We start from the raw sequence: 17,638 nt of genomic DNA on the forward strand, positions 1-17,638 counted from the left end.
TCTTTTGTAAGCACGTGTGGGACGCTCGCGCCATCACTTGATTTTCATAACAAAACTCTACCACACTATGAAAAAAATCATTTTTTTCATTATTGCAGTTACTTCTCTTCCACTAATATCTTCGGGACAATTTCTGTCTGAAGAGGAGAGAGACAGTATTAACACTTTGAGCCGTTTGGATCATCAACAGACAATGGAACAACTGGGCATCACTGAACTGCGTCCCGGCCCATCGGGAGATCCCAACGCCCCGAATGCTGCAAACTCGGATGAGTCGAAGGTTCAGGAATACACATTGCCGACACTTTTAGAGTTTGAAGATGGAACTGAGGTACGAACTGATTCAGACTGGCAGGAGAGAAGGGCAGAAATTGTTGAACTGTTCGATCGCGAAATGTATGGCCGTTCTTTATTGAGTTTGCGGAAAGATATTATTGAGTGATGTGTTTACGGAGTTATTTGAAAAGACATTGTATAACGGTCTGGCGGTTAAATGGCGAGGCGAACAATGTTCCAAAGTCACAAAGTGCAAACTCGTCCGTTTGAGCCGCTGGCTATTTGACGATAAGTTTACGATAAAGAGTCCAAAATTGCTTTGGGTCTCTTTTCTGCAATCTTCAAAAGCACTTTCGCCGGTCCCTGAGGCTTTCGCCTGCCTTGTTCCCAATTTCGGAGGGTGCCTACACTGATTCCAAGTAGCATAGAAAACTCCTTTTGGGTCATATCGTACTTTTCCCGGATCGCTGCAACATCAGGCTCTTCAATCACAGTGTGCCTGGACGGTTTACGTTTGCTCTTTCGAATGTCCCCGGCTTGTTTGACACTTTCGAGTAATTCATTAAACATTTCATCATTCATGATAGCTGTTCCTCAACCAGTTGTTTCAGTTGCTTCAATTGATCTGCAGTGAGATCGTCCTTTTTGCTCTTTGGATATGCATAGAGCATATAAATTTTTTTATCCTCGGTGAAGTAATAGTAAATCACCCGGATGCCACCTCGTTTTCCACGTCCTGATCCAGACCATCTTATCTTTCGGATTCCACCGCTTCCTTTAATGACATTACCAGATTTTGGTCGAATGGATAACTGCAATTGAAGCAGATGGTATTCTTCATCTGAAATCAACTTTTGAATCAGTTTCGTAAAAACAGAGGTTTCAAAGAACTCCATTCAGTAACATCTTGTTTTCGAGAAAAGTACGTCAATGACGTATAAATTGCAACTGATGAATGAATTGTGAAGTTGTTTCGAAATGTTAGAATTGGATAGACAAATAATATCGTTCAAAAAAAATTTATTGAACATTTTTTAATGAGATTTCTTCACTGGCGCAAGTGTTAAGCGAAGCGTCACTTGTGCCCCTTCCTATTAATAAAAAATAACATCCTTGATTCACGGATGGTAGAATAATTCTTGCAGCAAGACAAACCCTACATGATTCCAATGTTTACATTCAAATACCGGATTTAATACTTGCGCCAGTTTTGGATTTGAGATATATGTTGTAACGGCCGCAGGTATGTAACCGACTATAGTTCCTGGATTAATATTTCGGAGAGTTTTAAAACGAAGAGCTGCAAAGAATAGGTGGGTTTTGACCTCTTAATGAACGGTTTAGACATAGAGATTTAAAAAGTTGTTATCTGACTTGTACAATTGTTACTTTAAGGTATGATTATTACGATTGATACATCTGCATTACTTTCTGTACTTCTCAATGAGAAACATAAACAATCCATAATTAAAGCAACTCAGGAGTGTGACTTGCAGGCACCCTTTAGCTTAGATGCAGAAGTTGGAAATGCACTTTCCGCAATGTTCAAACGAGGACGATTGTCATTGAAAGAAGCTCAACAGGTCTTGGTGCAATTTGACGATATACCAATCAGAAGAACAAAACTCAGACTAAATGAGGCAACCAAAATAGCGTATAATCATAATATATATGCTTATGATGCCTATGTTCTTGATTGTGCCCGACAATACCGGTCTCCGCTGCTGAGTTTAGACAATCACCTGAAGAAAATTGGAGAGAAATTAGAATTAAATATATTAGAGGTTTCCCAATGAAGGTGTATACGTATTCTCAAGCCCGACAAAGACTTAGCTAAGTTACTTGATGATGCCCGTCAGGAAGGACAAGTTCAGATTAAACGCAGGGACGGACAAACGTTTGTTATAAAGCCGGTTGAAGAAAAAAAATCACCTTTGGATATAGCCGGAGTTTCAACAGAAATAAGTTTAGATGAACTGAATGAAGCGGTGCGAGAGAGCCGAGAAAGATTTTAGTTCGGCCAATACATCCTCGATGAACTCGATGAACGTTGTCCATTTCAATAACTATTACAATCTCGACAGACCCAGGATATTTTCACAAGTATTTGAATGACCGAATCGTCTCAAACCAGCTCAATCGTATACATACTTCCAACTCCCATCCTCTCGTTTTTTCAAGCGTTTCGAAAGATTCCATCACCCCCAAAGCTCCGGTTCGGGAGGATGAACTCCATCTTCATCAAACTTCAGAGAATGTTCACGATCTTTCGCTAAAAGTAGGGGACCATCAAGATCTGTAACAGTCGCTCCCTGGGCTAATAAAACCGCTGGTGCCATCGCTAAGGAAGTGCCGACCATGCATCCAACCATAATGTCGTACCCTTCCGAAATGGCCTGTTTTTTTAATGCCAGTGCTTCGGTGAGTCCGCCGGTTTTATCCAGTTTGATGTTGACCATATCGTATCGGCCTTTTAGCTTCGGAAGGCTTTTCCGGTCGTGACAGGATTCATCCGCACAAACCGGTAACGGTCGTTCAATCTCTTCAAGCAGTTCATCCTGATTGGCAGGCAGCGGCTGCTCCACCATCGTAACTCCAAGCCTCAATAGGTGAGGTGCTAATTCCTGGTAAACGTCAGCCGTCCATCCCTCGTTGGCATCCACGATGATTTCTGATTCGGGAGCTCCGGCGCGGACGGCTTCAAGGCGCGGCATATCATCGGGAGTTCCCAGCTTAATTTTCAACAGCGGTCGATGAGCATGTTTTGCCGCAGCAGCTTTCATTCGCTCAGGAGAATCCAGTGAAAGAGTGTAGGCGGTAATTTCAGGTCCCGGTTTTGGGAGTCCGGCCAGTTCCCACACTCGTTTGTTCTGAATCTTTGCCTCCAGATCCCAAAGAGCACAATCGACTGCGTTTCGGGCCGCTCCGGCTGGAAGTAGATCTTGTAATGAAAGTCGGTCAAATTCAGGTGGAAGAGATTCAATTTGTGCTTTTACACTCTCCATCGTTTCATCATACCGGGAGTAGGGCACGCTTTCACCCCGCCCGGTGATCCCATCTTTCGAAATCTCAACCAACAGAACATCGGCTTCGGTTTTCGATCCGCGTGCGATGGTAAAGACTTCTGCCAGTGGAAACGATTCAGATCGAATATCAATCCTGAAATCACTCATGTTAAATCTCTTCAAGTGCATCCACAAGTCGGGCGGCTCCTTGTCGATAGGGATCAACGGTCGGCAGTCCCATCTGTTCCTCTACATTAGCCAGGTAGTTTTTGGCCTCATTTTCATTTAAGGCGGAAGTGTTCACCGCAATTCCCACAACTTTGCAATCCGGATTTACCACCCGGGCAATTTTCAGGGAAAGGTCGCGAACTTCTTCAAGTGTGGGAAGTGCAAAATTTGGAATGCCGCGCATATGAGTTCGGGTCGGTTCGTGGCAGATGACCAACGCATCGGGCTGACCGCCATGCATGAGCGCCATGGTTACACCGGAAAAGGAGACATGAAACAGCGAACCCTGGCCTTCAATCAGGTCCCAGTGGTCGGGATCGTTATCAGGCGTGAGCCATTCAGCCGCTCCGGCCATAAAATCGGCAACTACGGCATCCACCGGAACTCCTTCACCGGTAATTAAAATTCCCGACTGACCCGTGGCACGAAAATCAACATTCATTTCGCGTTCTTTCATCTCCTTTTCTAAAGCCAGCGTAGTGTACATTTTTCCAACCGAACAATCGGTTCCAACGGTCAGGCAGCGTTTGCCGGATCGTTTCTCCCCCGTGGCAATTGGGTATTGATGCTGGGGAATGCGAACATCAAACAGTTCCTGTCCATGACGTGCCGCTGCGTCTGCAAGATGCGGATTATCCCGAAGCCGGTTGTGAAGCCCGGAGGCAAGATCAAATCCATTTTCGAGGGCCTGGACCATCAGATCTTTCCATGTTTCAGAGATCACACCGCCGCGATTGGCAACTCCAATTACCATTGTTTTGGCTCCGGCTTTGCGGGCTTCTTCAAGTGTCATATCAGGCAATCCAACATCGGCCTTGCAGCCGGGAAGGCGCAGTTGTCCCACGGCGTATTCCGGACGCCAGTCACAGATTCCTTTGGCTACTTTGGCAGCAAGTTGGTCGTGGGCATCTCCGAGAAAGAGGAGGTAGGGTGTTTTGAGCATAGATTAAATAGATTCTTTACGTGACTAAAACTTTAAATGATAGCAATAAATAGAATTATTTCCCATTTGCAATCTTCTCAAGATGCCGAGAGATTGCTTTTATAAAGAATTTAGAGATTCCCCAAACCAATGGTTTTACGATAATATTATTTGGATAAAGCTCCAATGAGCGATTCACGATTTCAGTATCGTCCCTTTTTCTAAATTCCCATTGTTCAATAAAATGAGAGGATAAGTAGCATAAAGGAGAGGGAAAATCGTAAAGTTTGATTGTGAAAGAATCCGGTGGCTGCCAGGTAACAATTTTCTCTTTATGCGTAGAACCATCGGTATTATAAGCGCGGATGACTGTTCCCTCAATCTCTGAAGTTTCCACTTCAAATACCGCTCTTTGAATTCCGGGAAGTGGGCCATATCCATCGAAGGAGCTCCAGCTGTTAAGGTCCATTATTTTATTGAAGATCTGAGATCCCGGAGTTGAAAGCGTGGACCGGCAAGTAAAAGTTATGGGATTCATTCTCTGCGTATTTTATTTCATAGAATCCGCAATAAACTAATATAGATTTCTCTCCGGGAAAATATAATCAGTGTCTCTGTCTTTCAACCAATCTATCATTTTTAGTTCACCTGTATAAAACAGTAATACACCGAGCGGAATACCAATCAGGTAATCCAGGGATGATCCGAGGTTTTGATCGATGACAATCCAAAAAAAGACAGCACTGACGGGTAAAAATTGCAGAATGCCTGTAATCATCCCGGCATTAAAGATTGATCTTGCCTTAATGTTAAAAAGGAATGTGTGTGTGATAAAATTGCCAAATGATATTATGATAGCAGCAATCCCAAGCCAAACGGCAGATTCAGCAAAAATTACCGCTCCCAGGTACGATACCCAACCAATTCCAACATTTGTAAGAAGAGCTATTTGAGGATTCAGAGGAAACCGGTCGGGAAGCTCACTTTTAAAAAGCACTTTATTTATCATTTCCGGATATGTGCCGATAATTCTATACTCTTCAAAGTGATGCAGAAATAATGAAATCAGATTTATATAGAGAACAATCCTGTAATAAGTAAACTCATTAAAGTTAACATACAGATGCCCCAATGCAACGACAGCCAGGATACAGCCAAGATCAAACCAATGATTTCTTAGTACTTGCATAGATCTATTTTAAGGCGTTCCCAACTTCTGCCTAAACATTCATTTTGTATTAAAGACATACATCTTAAGGGAGTAAAAATTATTTGAGTTATAATGAAAATAGAATCCCCAGGGTTGCCTTTAGATTTACTTTCAATTATCAGGTTTATTGATAATTGTAGAAAGCCGTAAAAATAAGCCATATGTGTAATAAAAACAGATGAAATGCATGAGCGTTAACACCCCTAATGTATGAAAAATACCGTGACTACCAACTGTTATTTGATCGGTCTTTGTAATGTGCAGTATTACGGGGAGTGAGTTTAAAAGTTAATCAATTTTGTAAATGTAGATATTCAGTCAGGATTAGTATAAAAAAAGGAAGCAAAAGACTCTGATTTTTACTTAGGATTTTTTTATTTATCTGCTCATCATTTAAAGCAACAAAAAATGGGTTAATTTATGTCAAAAAACAACATTTCGCGCAGGCAGATGATTCGGAACAGCGGGCTTGCTGTTTTGGGAGCTGCAACCGGGTTTGGTTTATCAAAAAGTAAAAGGGATAGAGCTTTTAGAAAAACTCACAATTTACCCTTTCGAATCAGTATGAACACCTCCACACTACAAGCCTACCAGTTACCGGCAGATGAACAGATTAAGCTGGTTGCAGGTGCCGGTTTTGAGGGTATAGAGATGTGGGTTCGAGATATTCGAAGTTACATCGATGCGGGCGGAACTCCTGAGGAATTGCGGGATCTGCTTGATTCGAATGATCTTCTGCTTGAAAATATGATCGGTTTTTCGGAATGGATCAGTGATGACGCCGAAACCCGGGCTGAGGCTTTGAGTCTGCTTCGGAGTGATATGGAGATGATTGCAGCAATGGGAGGAGAGTACATTGCCGCACCGGTTCAGGGTATCGACTCAATCGATGGAACTAAGCTTGAGGATTATGCTGAACGCTACAACACAATTCTTGAACTGGGTGAAGAAACCGGTGTTACTCCCATTTTGGAAGTGTGGGGAACCGGAGCGTTGCACAAAGTATCGGATTGCATCCATATTGCGATTGGGTCCGGCCATCCTGATGCCACGGTACTGTTAGATTTTTACCATGTATACCGGGGAGGAAACGACTGGGATACGGTGAATCTTGTGAATGCAGGAAAATTACCGGTGATGCATATGAACGATTACCCGGCTAATCCGTCGCGTGATCAACTAACAGATGCCGATCGTGTTTTCCCCGGCGAGGGAATTTGTCCATATAATGAAGTTATTCCCAAACTATACAATGCTGGTTTTCGGGGTGGTTTCTCGGTTGAACTGTTTAACCGTGAATATTGGGATTCGATGGATGCAGAGACGATTTTGGCAGAGAGTTATGATCGGACATATAACGTTTTAGCCGATGCGATGGCGGGTGTTGAGTGAGTGAATTGATTTAAAAGGGGACCCTCTTGTCCAAGGATTAGAAATCCGTTTTACACTTTTTTTCTGCCTGCAAGCACTTTTACGAGCAATTAACTACATTAAAATCAATGGATTGATTTAGCATCGATTGCTGAAGCATCAAATTGACAAAAAGATAAATAGGGGAGTCAACATGAATAAATTAGCTTGCGTACTAATCGGCATCTGTTGTTTGATAACCGCTTGCAGCAGTTCAAAAAACACAGAATCGTCTGAACCTTCAGAACCTGTAAGGGTTGAAACATACAGGCCGGTTGAAAGAAGTATACCTGAAACATCAGAAAAAGTTGTCAGACAACCGGCAGAAGAGTTTAGGACCAATGATGAGTGTATTGGGATCATTAAAGAATCCGTGGGTTTGAGCCTTGAGGCCTATTCTGATCAACGTGGAAATTGGTACATTGGGTATGGGCGCAGCCATGGGGTAACGGAGGGTATGACGATTACCGAGGCCGAAGCTGAACAATTTCTGCGAGAAGATCTCACGGCATTCGAGGAGAGTGTGAGCCGAATGGTTGAAGCAGACGTCTCTGAAAACGAATTCAGCGCAATGGTGTGTTTAACGTATAACATCGGTCCGGGCGGATTTGCCGAGTCCACCGTACTCCGAAAAGTAAATGAACAAGAGTGGGAGGAAGCCGCAGATGCCATTCTGATGTGGAATAAAGTAAACGGCCAGGTAAATGAAGCCCTTGTCAACCGCCGGGAGAAGGAAAGGGAGTTGTTTTTGAAGGTGGATTGAATCTAAAACAATCCATAAAATTGTAATTTATTAGGGATTCTATTAAATATTGATTGCCAATCAGAAATCAATTACCTGATATGCGGAATCTCCGTCAGATATTGAGTATACAGCGACGTTGCTTGTTTCAAGTCGATCTGCTCCATATCGAGCATAATTTCAAGCCCCTCGAGTTTGGCATCGCAGCCGCGGACCTGTGTGATTTTTGAGGTTAAATCACGGGCTTTTAACAAACCGTTAGCGATAACTGCCGACATAGACAATAGGGTAGCGACCAAACAGAGTACCTGCCAAACCGGGATGCCGAATGAGATCACACCCTTTGCAGATTCAATAAAACCGGTACCGCCTACTCCGGGTCCTGCCGTCAACGCAGCAGCCAAAGCCCCGGCCACAATAGAGGTGGTGATATAGCGGGAGTGCTGCGGCTCATTCTTTTTTAAATAATCAGAAACCTCTCCTCGTTTTGATTTAATTTTTTCCAAAAGTGCATCCTTATCATTCATGGGTTCTCCCAATTATTTGATGTGATAAAATTCCTGTGACTGATACAGTATCCACTTACCTTTCAACACTTAAGAATGTGTATCAAAAAATGATAATAACAAAATCCAATGCTATCTGTTAGCGGAGCAGTCGGATAAACCCCGCCAAGCCACTATTCAAAAAATGTTTCAGGCATATCCAAACAGGGGTGGAATCAAAATCACAACAAATGCCGCCCAAGCTGCATAAACCGGCAGGTAATTGATTTGCCACTTTTCGAGAAGATTGAACGAAACACGGACTCGTATAAAGTGAATATAGGAGATGATAGACCACATCACCAGATAAACATGCCTACTTAACAGCATAGTTATTACGTAACTACAGTTAGTTATTTGAGTATATCCAATCAGAAAAAACCAGCGAAAATTGGGATACAATAATCAAATTGAAAACAGTTTACAGTTCACTTTTCTGCGTATAAAAAGGGAAGGTGTGCTGATTTTCTATCAGAAAATGTGTGATGTCGGGTATTAAACCTTTCAGTTTGTTGGTTCCGGGCTTTTTTGAAAGGCTCTGATTCCCTGTCCGATCACAAATGGAAGAAGACTCATTCCAAGTAAAAGAAGCCAACCAGACTGACCAGGATCACGGGTTTTAAGCACATCAGATAGACCCGGCAGATAAACGGCTGCAAGGAGTAAGACAATACAGAGCAGAATTGAACCGGCAACATACCGGTTTTTTGTAATTTCGTTGGATAAAAAACGTGTACCGGCTCCACGTAAATTGTAAACAAACCAAAGTTTTCCAAAGGCAAGGGTGAGAAAAGAGATGGTAACCGCTTGTTCCTGTTCAAACCCAAGCTCATAGACGGCCAGAGCAAGTGCAATGAGTACGGAAGCAGAAATGATAAACGACCATCCCGCGATTGCCAGCCAGTGGCTTTGCGTTAGTACAGATTCCTCTTTGGGGCGCGGTTTATTCTTCATAATACCGGGCTCTCCACTACCCATACCAAGAGCCAGGGCAGGAAACACATCGGTAATTACATTCAGATAGAGAATTTGAAGGGGAAGAAGGGGAAGCGGGAAAAAATAAAATCCACCGATAATCGTGGCGATGGTTACCGCAAGCACCTCGGCCACGTTGGTACAAAGCATAAACATTACCGATTTTCTGATATTTTCAAATATAATACGCCCATAGCGTACAGCAGAAACAATTGTTTTAAAGGCATCATCCAGAAGTACCATGTCTGATATTTGTCGTGCCGCATCCGTACCGCGTTTTCCCATAGCGACTCCGATATCTGCTTTTTTCAGGGCAGGGGTATCGTTGATACCATCACCCGTCATTGCCACAACACTGCCCTCTTGCTGCATCATTTTGATAAGATGCAATTTTTGAGTCGGGCTGACACGGGCAAAAATATTGGTTTCTACCATTTGGCGACGCTCCCGGTCTGGTAATTTTTCAGGGTCTTTTAAATCTTTTCCGTGTACAACAGCCGGATTGTCCTCATCTGTAATCCCTGTATCTTTAGCTATGGCTGATGCTGTCGGAGCCTGGTCGCCCGTTACCATAATTACGCGAATTCCGGCAGATTTACATTCGCTGATTGCAGGTTCTACATCCTCACGTGCCGGATCAAGCAACCCGATGAGGCCTAAAAAATGCAGATCTTTGTAAGGTTCTTCATTTTTATCTTCTGTTATTTTATCAGCTACTGCTAAAAGGCGAAGTCCGTTTTCTGCAAGTTCTTCAGATCGCTCCAGCCATCTCTTTTTCTCCTCTTCGGTAAATGGATTTTTCGTATCAGGTTCATTGCCGGATATGGTTGTACAGGCGTCAAGTAGTTTTTCAGGAGCTCCCTTTACGGCTACTTCAATAGCTCCGTTTTTTTGATGATAGGTAGCCATCATCATCGTATCTGAGCTGAATGCCACCTCACGGATCTCATTTTTCTCCTCAACCAATTCTTTACGATTCATATCCATCAACAGGCCTGCCCGTAAAAGGGCGGTTTCGGTGGGGTCTCCCTGTTCCTCTTCGGGAATCTGATCGTTGTCTTCATCCAAAACAGATGCATTATTGCACAAAACCCCAACCTCTATAATCCGTTTTAAAAGCTGGTTATCCTGATATCGACCGGAATCCGTATTTTGTTCATGGTCATTATTCAGCCTGAAATCACCGGCGGGTGATGCAATCGTATGAACGGTCATGTTGTTTTCTGTAAGCGTGCCGGTTTTATCGGTAAAAATAATTCCGGTTGCTCCCAGGGTTTCCACCGCCTGTAATTTATTAATGAGGGCATTTTTCTCAGCAAGCAGATACATGCCCCTTGCAAGTGCAATCGTAGTTACAATCGGCAACCCCTCAGGAATGGCAGCGACACCCAGGGCGATAGCGGTTTCAATCATAATTCGTGTATCCTGTCCCACAATGAGCCCCACAACTGCAATTAAAACAGCTATACCAATCGTAATCCACGCGAGTCTTTTTCCGAGATCGTCCAGTTTTTGTTGAAGTGGCGTAGCCTCTTTTTCCGCACTCTCTGCAAGTTCGGAGATACGGCCAAGTTCCGTACTCATACCCGTCCCCGTCACAACCCCGAGGCCCGACCCATCCGTAACAACGGTTCCTTTAAACGCTTTGCAAGATTGCTCTGCGAGAACACTGTCAGAATCAACTGGCTCTGTCTTTTTTTGGACAGGCACAGATTCTCCGGTAAGCGCTGATTCATTGACCTGGAGATTATTCGATTCAATGATCCGAACGTCAGCGGGTACAAGATCTCCGCTCTCAAGAACAATGATATCTCCCGGAACAAGGCTTTCGGTATCTACCTCCTCCTCGGTTCCGTCACGGCGCACACGGATCTTATCCCTTTGAATCTGTCTCAGGGATTCCATAGAACGGGTTGCTTTTAATTCTGTAAAAAACCCGATGAGCGTATTCACCAACAGAACGGCGAGGACGGCAATGCCTTCTGAAAGGTGCTGCAAAGCAAAAGCAAGAATTGCAGCGATGAGAAGTACCAGAATCACAATGCTTTTAAACTGATCAATCAGAATTTTTAATCTGCTTCGTTTTTTTGTCTCCCGAAGGCGGTTGGGACCCTGTTTTTCTATTCTCTCGTGATATAGTTTTTTTGGAAGGCCGGATTCAACATCACTTTCAAGTTCTTCTAATGTTTCTTCTACTGATTTTGTAAAGTAGCTTTGCTGCTGATTCAGTTTCATCTGTTTGATTGTGAGAACACCCGGTGTTTAGGTTATATGCAGGCTGAAACAGTAAAGTACTAAAGACGGGACTTTCTAAACAGCCCTGTGATAACTAAAAATTGAATTTTACAATTTCCGGGCCTTCATCAGGAAAATGGGAAACATTTTGGTGGTCCCCTCATCGTCAATTTCCCTCTCCATTTGATAAGCCGTGGTAAATGTTATGTTTGAAAAACCAAGCTTTTCTGCCCGGTTTTTCAGCTCTTCTCGTTCAAATCCTTTATGAACATCATCTACCTCATGGCCGTGAAATGAACCATCCTCTTTATCGAGATCTGCAATGCAGAGTATTCCGCCGGGGTTCAAAAGTTGATTGAATTTTTTGAGGATTTCGTCTGTATCAGGAATGTGATGAAGGGTCATTGCTGTATAAACAAGATCAAAACGTTGATCCGGCAGCGGATCTCTGGTCAGATCCATCTGAACCGGTTTCATAGTAGTAGCTGAATTCTTTTCAATCTTATCCTTTAGTACGTCCAGCATCCCGCTGGAATTATCTGCCAGTGTGATTGATTTCAAATGATCTCGAAGCTCAAAACTAAGTTGGCCAGTTCCGCAGCCGTACTCAAAGGCTGTCATGTTTTTAGAAAGTGTTACCTCAGAGCGAATAGCAGACGCAATCTGCTCTGCCCGTTCCTGGCTTTCGGGCGTGTCCCACGTTTTAGCTTCTTCATCGAATCGCGACATAAGTAAAAAGTATTTTAATTTTTTTGATATATCATCACTTGAAAAACAAGTATGTACTCAAAATCATTTTTTCAGCCGGAACTTTTTAATGTGTTTATCCGGTTGGTACACAGCAAAGAAAAGTTATTTATTGCCAATAATAGATGAACAAAGTGCATCGCTTTAAACGGGAAATTGCTTAATTTCATAGATCTATCATGCGAAAAAAGATCAACAGATTCGTTTGTTTAATGAAAAAGTTTTCTTTCGTGAGATTTTGTGAGCATTTTAAATAGTAGATAACTGAAAATTAAAACTAAAGAGTTTGATTATGGAATATATTATTATAGCACTTAAACTTATTGTTGGTTTAAGTATTCTCAATGTATGGCTTGTCCGTTCGAAAAAATCTACAGCCTGGAGAGGAGGTGATGCAGATAATATTGTTGAGGAGTTCAAAGCTTATGGACTTCCGGTATGGTTTATGTGGTTGGTTGGATCAGTTAAAGTTGTTCTTGCCCTTCTTCTTTTAGTCTCCATATTCTATGCACAGTTTGAAGCGATTGCTGCTTATGGAATAGCAATTTTAATGCTTGGAGCCGTATCCATGCACGTAAAAATCGGAGACCCTTTTAAGAAATCTCTCCCGGCTTTTACTTTCCTGGTTCTTTCTCTTGCTATAGCCCTGCTCTAAAGTATTGTTACAACAGGTTGTAAAAACTGATTGTCAACCATGTGTTGACCAGCATAAAAAATAGAGACGGCAGAGATTGAATGAAGCTGTCTTTTATTTTTATGCGAATGATGAACGCCACAATCATCATGATAGTAAAACCGGCTGCGGCCAAAAATCCTGCATAAGAAAACATAAAACCTGCAAACAGTCCGGCTGAACCTGAAATTTGCAAAATTCCTGTAAGCTGACGCATTTTATCAGTCATGCCAAATCGTTTAAACTCATCAATCATCACCTGCGAATTTAGAGACTGAAACCCATAGAACAGGAAAAACAGAGCATTTAAAATTACGACAAATTGAAATATAGCGGGCAAATATGTGGATGTTAAAATGTTTTGATAGCTATGGAATATTTTTTACAAAGCTCCAAAAATTTAGAGCAATGTTTATGCTACCGTGCAATTAAACAACAATAGAAGCCTCTCATTACAATTATCGTTCACTTCCATAAAAGTCGTGAAATTGATTAAAAGTGTGATTTAGCTTTATCAAGGGCATTTGCCAATGCATTCCAGCTTTCATCTATACCATCTTTTAGATCTTTCCATGCATCATCAGAAGCCTCTTTTAAAGATTGCATCTGATTTGAAACTTCCGCTTTTCTCTCTCTAATCTCATTCATTTGTTTTTTCAGATCGGTTTTTGCTTCACTTTTCGACTGGTTTGCCTTAGCCTCAAGTTTATCAAGTTCAGCATCCCATTCTTTTAGTTTTTCGGTAAGTTTTTCGATGTATTCATCTCTTTTACTCATATCAACTCCTTGTCTTTTCATTTATGTTGTTCCTGATATTTACAACTATAAATTTTCTTTTAAAAGCAATAGTTTTGGTTTTTATCTAAAAGAGGGCTTTGCAAAACTTTGCCCGTCATCCTGAACTTGATTCAGGATCTCCAGATACAGGCTATAAAAACGAATGGAGAATCTGAATCGAGTTCAGATTGACCAATAACCACGGTTTTGCAAAGCCTTCTTTTATCTAAAAAAGGACAAATAGATCAATTGGATAACAGTTTGTGATTAAGGGCGCTATCTTAACAGGATCAGCAAGGTATTAAACAGGTATGACAAACAAGTACACAGTTGTAATAGCAGCGGGATTCGTTCTCCTTTGGAATTCAGGATTTATTGGGGCTGAGTATGGTCTTCCCTTCACCGGGCCTTTTACCTTGGTCTTTTGGCGATACCTGGCGTTGACATTACTGCTTGCCGGTTACTTGATGGTAAGAAAACGACTCCGATGGGTTGGTTGGAAGGTGGCGGCTACCAACATGTTTATTGGCGTGCTGGCTCACGGTGTTTGGTTAACTTGTGTACTGTTTGCACTTGACAATGAGGTTCCGGCGGGTATTGTGGCCTTGGTCGTGGCACTTCAGCCTTTGGCTACAGGAGCATTTTCCGGGGTCGTAACCGGTGAAGGAACCAATATCTATCAGTGGACAGGCTTAATACTGGGATTCGCAGGCGTGTTGCTGACGGTGGCCTTTCGTATCGATTTTGAAAGCTATCAATCTGTGTTTGGTTACCTGATACCACTGGGATCTGTAGTTGGAATGACATCAGCAAGCCTGGTACAACGGCGAATGGAGATAAACTATGCAACCACTAAATTGCCGATCGACCAAACACTCTTCTATCAAAGTTTGGCAACAACGGCAGTATTGGCATTACCCGCTATCTATGCTGAACAATTATATACAGAGTGGGAACCTGTTTTTATCTATACAATGATTTGGCTCATTGTTGCAGTTTCACTGGGAGCGTACACATTGATGTGGCTTTTGATCGAACGAATAGAAGCTACGCAGGTAGCAAGTCTTTTTTATCTTGGCCCACCTGTGACCATGGTTATGGCATGGATGGCATTCGGTGATACCGTCCGGTTGATGGATATTGCGGGCCTTGTTATTGTATTTGCGGGCGTTCTCTTAACCCAGTTCAATATTCAAAAGACAAGAAGTGTAAAAAATAATTTGTGATGGGGGCAGGGCATTTCTGTAAAAAAATCATGGTAACATTTGAAGGGCTTTCAATTTGCCTGTCTTCCTGAGCCTCAGTAATTGCATGCTCCAGGCGCTTCACCAGGGATCTCTCATGGGAAAAGTCACTTTTTTAAGTCAACCGGCAAAACAGGTCATTGTAAATGTGCTCATTCGGTTCAGATTCATGGAAAATCTGCCCAAACTGCCATCGCCACCTCAGATACCACTGTACAGGAAAACAACACCACTTTTCCCACCGACGGGAAATTGGCTAAAAAAGTGATTGAGGGGTGCAACCGTATTGTCAAAGGCGAGGGACTGCCCCAACGCCAGTCCTATGTGCGGGTGAGCAAACAGTTGTTGCGGGATTCCTACTTTGGACATCATCCCCGGCGGGCCAAGAAGGCTAAAAAAGCCCAACGAAAGTTGCGGACCATTGCAGGGCGATTGCTACGGGAGCTGGAGCGAAACCTGCCCGAGGGGCGCCAGCAGGACTATCAGGAGTTTATGGAGGTGGGCTGGCAGGCGATTACCCAACAGCGTAGCGATAAAGACAAAATTTACAGTCTGCATAAACCCTTTACTACTTGTATTGCCAAGGGCAAAGCTCACAAGAAATACGAATTTGGCAACAAAGTAGGAATCATCGTGCACCCCACTCGCCGAATTGTGTTGTCGGTGGGGGCTTACGAAGGAAATCCGAACGATTCAAAAACGATTGCCCCGCTGCTGGAGACCATGGACCGGCTGGAGTTGGAAAAACCTTCCGAGATTATTTTTGACCGCGGCGGGCGAGGAACCAAACAGGTGGAAGGGGTTGTGGTGACCACTCCAGACCCGCCGGGAAGAACAGTCGATGAAAATCACAAACGGCGAATGCGACGCAGATTTCGCAAGCGAGCCGGGATCGAACCAATCATAGGGCACCTGAAGAGCGATCATCGTATGGGACAGAACTATCTGCATGGGGCCGATTCGCCTTACAAGAATGCTCTGCTGGCGGCAACGGGTCATTGTAAATAAGAAGCGCATTCAAGATAGTATTATTACAGGTTGATGAATGGGAAGGAGGAAAGCCAAAAATAAAGAAAAGAATCGCACAGATGACGCGAGAACTGTCCTCATTAATACGCGGTTTAACCATCACAAACAGATAGCTAAGATGAATGTAATCAGATATTTATAATTTTCTTTAAGTTGAAATAGTAATTATCGGAGTCTAATAGGCCTTGAATAGTTGGCGGGAGAAAGGACAACGAGTGAACCGTGAGACGAATCCTTTCATACCGGTGAGGAGCGAAATTTAAGGACTGAAAGCGTGATGGACCATTGAAAGGATTCCACGGTGAACTTGTGTCCGCCGCCAACTATTCACAGCCTTGATTTTTTCGTTCTTTTGTATCAAGACAAAAGGACATAAAACTTATAATAACTTTAAATTATAAATATGGGGTAAGTCCTCATAGTTATGAACGGTTGTATCAACAAAATCGATTCTTTACTTTTGGCATCTTTTCAAGATTTAAATCCAAAATACTCTTATGAAAACCCCTGAAATTGTCATCATTGGTGGAGGCTTTTCTGGTCTGCTTATAGCTTATTGGCTCCAAAAAGAAGGAGTAAGAAAATCTCAAATTCTGGAAGCCAGGAACCGGTTGGGCGGACGCATTTATACATTAAGATCAGATCATGAGCCTCCTATTGAGATGGGAGCCACCTGGTTGGGTAAAAAACATCGGAATTTGTTGCAATTACTGGATGAATTAGATATTGACATTTACCAGCAGTATATGGGAGATAAAGCATACTATGAGCCCATGTCGGTTTCACCACCGCAGCTTGTGGAGTTGCCTCCTAATGATGAACCGAGTTATCGGATTGAGGGTGGCACAGACAGGATCATTCAAAAATTGGCCAACAGTCTTAATCCAGACCAAATTCATTCAGGTCAAACAGTAAAAACTATTCGGAAAACCGGTACGAAGTTAGAAATTAAAACTGAAAGCGATTTTTTTAAGGCTGATTATATTATCAGTACACTGCCCCCTAAGCTTTTGGTCGATAGTATTGATTTTTCTCCCTCTCTACCTGAAAAGTTTACAGATATCGCTTCACAGACACACACTTGGATGGCCGATTCGATAAAAATTGCGATGACGTTTGATAAACCCTTTTGGCGAAATCCGGAGTCCAGTGGCACAATCTTCAGCAATGTGGGACCTGTTAATGAAATGTACGATCATTCTGATAGCACCTATTTTGCTCTTAAAGGATTTATGAACAATGCCTACCATGCGGTAGCTCGTGATCAACGAAAACAGTTAGTCATGGAACAGCTCCGCCGATTTTATGGAGATAAGGTTGACAGCTATCGATCCTACCGGGAATTAGTTTGGCAAAAAGAGTCCTTTTCCTACAGCAAATACGAACAGCATATTATACCCCATCAAAACAATGGTCACATAAGATTCCAAGAACCACTTTTTGATAATCGACTACTGATTGCAGGATCTGAAACGGCAACTGAATTTCCAGGCTATATGGATGGTGTTGTAGAAAGTTCCCGCCGTACAATCCGGCAACTAAAACAAATTCTTTCCTGATTATGAGAGATGCCTGGCGGTCTTGAGTATAACCGGCGTATGATTTACTGTTGATTAGCAA

The 17,638-nt window shown here is 42.7% G+C and carries 20 protein-coding genes; 8 read left to right on the forward strand and 12 right to left on the reverse strand.

What is annotated here, in order from left to right:
* Positions 1 to 67: 67 nt before the first annotated feature.
* Positions 68 to 442 (forward strand): hypothetical protein, encoded by a 375-nt coding sequence (locus tag U5K72_08805; protein ID MDZ7718901.1) that lies wholly within the window; start codon positions 68 to 70, stop codon positions 440 to 442.
* 128 nt (positions 443 to 570) lie between these two features.
* On the opposite strand, the gene nadS is transcribed toward U5K72_08805, so the two are convergent.
* The gene (nadS, locus tag U5K72_08810; protein ID MDZ7718902.1) at positions 571 to 858 is read right to left on the reverse strand and encodes a NadS family protein; all 288 of its coding nucleotides are present in this window, start codon (positions 856 to 858) and stop codon (positions 571 to 573) included.
* The gene (locus U5K72_08815) at positions 855 to 1,172 is read right to left on the reverse strand and encodes a type II toxin-antitoxin system RelE/ParE family toxin (GenBank protein MDZ7718903.1); all 318 of its coding nucleotides are present in this window, start codon (positions 1,170 to 1,172) and stop codon (positions 855 to 857) included. Before U5K72_08815 ends, nadS begins: the two co-directional genes overlap by 4 nt.
* A 501-nt stretch (positions 1,173 to 1,673) precedes the next feature.
* Here U5K72_08815 and U5K72_08820 point away from each other — a divergent pair.
* Positions 1,674 to 2,072 carry a type II toxin-antitoxin system VapC family toxin gene (locus tag U5K72_08820; protein MDZ7718904.1) on the forward strand — a complete coding sequence of 133 codons (399 nt, stop codon included), beginning with the start codon at positions 1,674 to 1,676 and terminating at the stop codon, positions 2,070 to 2,072.
* Positions 2,073 to 2,474: 402 nt separating this feature from the next.
* Here the strand turns inward: U5K72_08820 and dgcA are convergent, their stop codons facing one another.
* The 4 genes from dgcA to U5K72_08840 form a co-directional block, all read right to left on the reverse strand.
* The gene (gene dgcA / locus U5K72_08825; GenBank protein ID MDZ7718905.1) at positions 2,475 to 3,449 is read right to left on the reverse strand and encodes an N-acetyl-D-Glu racemase DgcA; all 975 of its coding nucleotides are present in this window, start codon (positions 3,447 to 3,449) and stop codon (positions 2,475 to 2,477) included.
* Between the two features lies 1 nt (position 3,450).
* A complete protein-coding gene (gene dgcN, locus U5K72_08830) occupies positions 3,451 to 4,452 on the reverse strand; it encodes an N-acetyltransferase DgcN (GenBank protein ID MDZ7718906.1) in 1,002 nt (333 codons plus the stop codon).
* Between the two features lie 55 nt (positions 4,453 to 4,507).
* Positions 4,508 to 4,900 (reverse strand): hypothetical protein, encoded by a 393-nt coding sequence (locus U5K72_08835; protein ID MDZ7718907.1) that lies wholly within the window; start codon positions 4,898 to 4,900, stop codon positions 4,508 to 4,510.
* A 105-nt stretch (positions 4,901 to 5,005) separates the two neighbouring features.
* Positions 5,006 to 5,620 carry an HXXEE domain-containing protein gene (locus U5K72_08840; protein MDZ7718908.1) on the reverse strand — a complete coding sequence of 205 codons (615 nt, stop codon included), beginning with the start codon at positions 5,618 to 5,620 and terminating at the stop codon, positions 5,006 to 5,008.
* A 441-nt stretch (positions 5,621 to 6,061) separates the two neighbouring features.
* Between U5K72_08840 and U5K72_08845 the strand changes: the two genes are divergently transcribed.
* Entirely contained in the window at positions 6,062 to 7,033 is a 972-nt protein-coding gene (locus U5K72_08845; GenBank protein MDZ7718909.1) for a sugar phosphate isomerase/epimerase, read from the forward strand.
* Between the two features lie 172 nt (positions 7,034 to 7,205).
* Positions 7,206 to 7,814 (forward strand): lysozyme, encoded by a 609-nt coding sequence (locus U5K72_08850; GenBank protein ID MDZ7718910.1) that lies wholly within the window; start codon positions 7,206 to 7,208, stop codon positions 7,812 to 7,814.
* A gap of 71 nt (positions 7,815 to 7,885) precedes the next feature.
* Here U5K72_08850 and U5K72_08855 read toward each other — a convergent pair whose 3' ends face one another.
* The 4 genes from U5K72_08855 to U5K72_08870 form a co-directional block, all read right to left on the reverse strand.
* Entirely contained in the window at positions 7,886 to 8,320 is a 435-nt protein-coding gene (locus U5K72_08855; GenBank protein ID MDZ7718911.1) for a hypothetical protein, read from the reverse strand.
* A gap of 168 nt (positions 8,321 to 8,488) precedes the next feature.
* Positions 8,489 to 8,668 (reverse strand): hypothetical protein, encoded by a 180-nt coding sequence (locus tag U5K72_08860; GenBank protein ID MDZ7718912.1) that lies wholly within the window; start codon positions 8,666 to 8,668, stop codon positions 8,489 to 8,491.
* Positions 8,669 to 8,842: 174 nt separating this feature from the next.
* Positions 8,843 to 11,548, reverse strand: coding sequence for a cation-transporting P-type ATPase (locus tag U5K72_08865; GenBank protein ID MDZ7718913.1), 2,706 nt, complete (start codon positions 11,546 to 11,548; stop codon positions 8,843 to 8,845).
* A 108-nt stretch (positions 11,549 to 11,656) separates the two neighbouring features.
* A complete protein-coding gene (locus U5K72_08870) occupies positions 11,657 to 12,277 on the reverse strand; it encodes a class I SAM-dependent methyltransferase (GenBank protein MDZ7718914.1) in 621 nt (206 codons plus the stop codon).
* Between the two features lie 310 nt (positions 12,278 to 12,587).
* Here U5K72_08870 and U5K72_08875 point away from each other — a divergent pair, with 310 nt between their 5' ends.
* Positions 12,588 to 12,950 carry a DoxX family protein gene (locus U5K72_08875; GenBank protein ID MDZ7718915.1) on the forward strand — a complete coding sequence of 121 codons (363 nt, stop codon included), beginning with the start codon at positions 12,588 to 12,590 and terminating at the stop codon, positions 12,948 to 12,950.
* Positions 12,951 to 12,957: 7 nt separating this feature from the next.
* Here the strand turns inward: U5K72_08875 and U5K72_08880 are convergent, their stop codons facing one another.
* Complete coding sequence (locus U5K72_08880) at positions 12,958 to 13,308, reverse strand: DoxX family protein (GenBank protein ID MDZ7718916.1); 351 nt, start codon at positions 13,306 to 13,308, stop codon at positions 12,958 to 12,960.
* A 152-nt stretch (positions 13,309 to 13,460) separates the two neighbouring features.
* Positions 13,461 to 13,766, reverse strand: a complete 306-nt coding sequence (locus U5K72_08885) for a hypothetical protein (protein ID MDZ7718917.1) — start codon at positions 13,764 to 13,766, stop codon at positions 13,461 to 13,463.
* Between the two features lie 290 nt (positions 13,767 to 14,056).
* Here U5K72_08885 and U5K72_08890 point away from each other — a divergent pair, with 290 nt between their 5' ends.
* The 3 genes from U5K72_08890 to U5K72_08900 all read left to right on the forward strand — a co-directional run bounded on the left by U5K72_08890 (position 14,057) and on the right by U5K72_08900 (position 17,577).
* Positions 14,057 to 14,971 carry a DMT family transporter gene (locus U5K72_08890; protein ID MDZ7718918.1) on the forward strand — a complete coding sequence of 305 codons (915 nt, stop codon included), beginning with the start codon at positions 14,057 to 14,059 and terminating at the stop codon, positions 14,969 to 14,971.
* 270 nt (positions 14,972 to 15,241) lie between these two features.
* A complete protein-coding gene (locus tag U5K72_08895; protein ID MDZ7718919.1) occupies positions 15,242 to 15,997 on the forward strand; it encodes a transposase in 756 nt (251 codons plus the stop codon).
* 518 nt (positions 15,998 to 16,515) lie between these two features.
* On the forward strand, positions 16,516 to 17,577 hold the full coding sequence (locus tag U5K72_08900; protein MDZ7718920.1) for an NAD(P)/FAD-dependent oxidoreductase: 1,062 nt from the start codon (positions 16,516 to 16,518) through the stop codon (positions 17,575 to 17,577).
* Positions 17,578 to 17,638: the final 61 nt, after the last annotated feature.

The organism is Balneolaceae bacterium, assembly GCA_034521495.1.
GTDB lineage: Bacteria > Bacteroidota > Rhodothermia > Balneolales > Balneolaceae > Rhodohalobacter.